This is a genomic window from Bacteroides sp. AM41-16 (genome assembly GCF_003603495.1).
Lineage (GTDB): Bacteria > Bacteroidota > Bacteroidia > Bacteroidales > Bacteroidaceae > Bacteroides > Bacteroides uniformis.
On the sequence record NZ_QTNE01000007.1, the window covers coordinates 1 to 1,313 of the forward strand.

General features: G+C 48.6%; 1 protein-coding gene and 1 pseudogene. Both read right to left on the minus strand.

What is annotated here, in order from left to right; translation table 11 throughout:
• Positions 1 to 233: 233 nt before the first annotated feature.
• Positions 234 to 1,235 (minus strand): IS3 family transposase, encoded by a 1,002-nt coding sequence (locus tag DW896_RS08020; protein ID WP_227232491.1) that lies wholly within the window; start codon positions 1,233 to 1,235, stop codon positions 234 to 236.
• A pseudogene (locus tag DW896_RS21870) lies at positions 1,217 to 1,313 on the minus strand (transposase); the annotation flags it as partial. The pseudogene DW896_RS21870 and the gene DW896_RS08020, both read right to left, overlap by 19 nt.

Consider the following 1,313-nt stretch of genomic DNA (forward strand, 5'->3'; position numbering starts at 1 on the left):
TGTCTTTTCCTGATTTAGCTAGACGCTTTTTCTTTTTATAACCGATATCAGTAGACGGTTCTTGGAATGTTGTACTGGTTCAGTAGTCACTTCTTCCCAAGCCCTGCTGATATAGTAGACACAGCAAAGTGAGTTGTCCTGATTCTGTTGACAGTCATCCTGCTGCATTTGCAGAGCCCGTGCTTGCTTGTCCGGCAAGACTGGGTGCCCCTAAAAGAGGCATTCTGTCTTTGTCAGGTGCGCTGTCCTGCGCCTTCGCCCGGACTTGCTGTCCGGCTTTGCAAAGATATTGCATCCTTCTTTTTATTGCTACTTGTGGAAGGATATTTTTTCTTCTTCCACATTTTCTTCTGTATTCCCTTCTCCAGATGCGCCACAGCAGGTATTTTATACCCGATACTCATATGCGGTCTGCGATGGTTATAGAAATGTATGTAGCGAGCTATGACATTTCTTGCATGCCCGATGTCGTTGAACCGGCCTCGAGGATGGCTGCTTTCCGCCTTAATAATCCCGTTGATACGTTCCGCAACGGCATTGTCGGTGGGTTTGTAGTCTTCCGTCATACTGATGGCAATGCCATGTTTCTGAAGAAGTGCCACGTATGGGTCGCAACAGTATTGTACGCCACGGTCCGAGTGATGTATCAGGCCCGTAAGATTTTCATCTCCTGTCATTTCAACAGCCTGCTCTATAGCCTGTTGCAATGCATTGATGGTTGCCGATACCCGTAAGGTGTCGGCAAGCACCCATCCCACTATCTTATGGGAGTAGGCATCCGTAATCAGATGCAGATAACAGACTTCACCATTGGCAAGTGGTATATAAGTAATGTCGCTGACCCACAACTGGTTGGCTGAAGTCAAGGTCAGTCCTTTGATTAGGTTCTTCCACTTGTGGTAGCGATGGTTGGAGTTCGTCGTATGCCGGGTCTTGCGGGCAGGAAGCATCAAGCGGTGTTGCCGGAGCAATGCATAAAAGCTGTCCCGCCCAGGCATGAACCCGGCTCCAAAAAGCACGGTGAGCATAATCCACAGTTTGTAACAGCCTATACCCGGATCTTCGATACGGATATCACGGACAGCATCCAGCATGAGACGTTCCCTATGTATCTGACTCTCAATGTCAGCCTTTGACTGGTAGTAGGCTTGACGACAATGGCCAAACAGACGGCAGGCCAACGCAACTTTCAGGTTGCGCTGACTGACCAGTTCCGTTACGATTTGGCCCCAGATTTTTTTCTGATAGGGATGTTGAAGAGTTCTTCAGCACGCGTAATCATCAACTCACGGGCTTCTGTTTCCAGCTTGGAG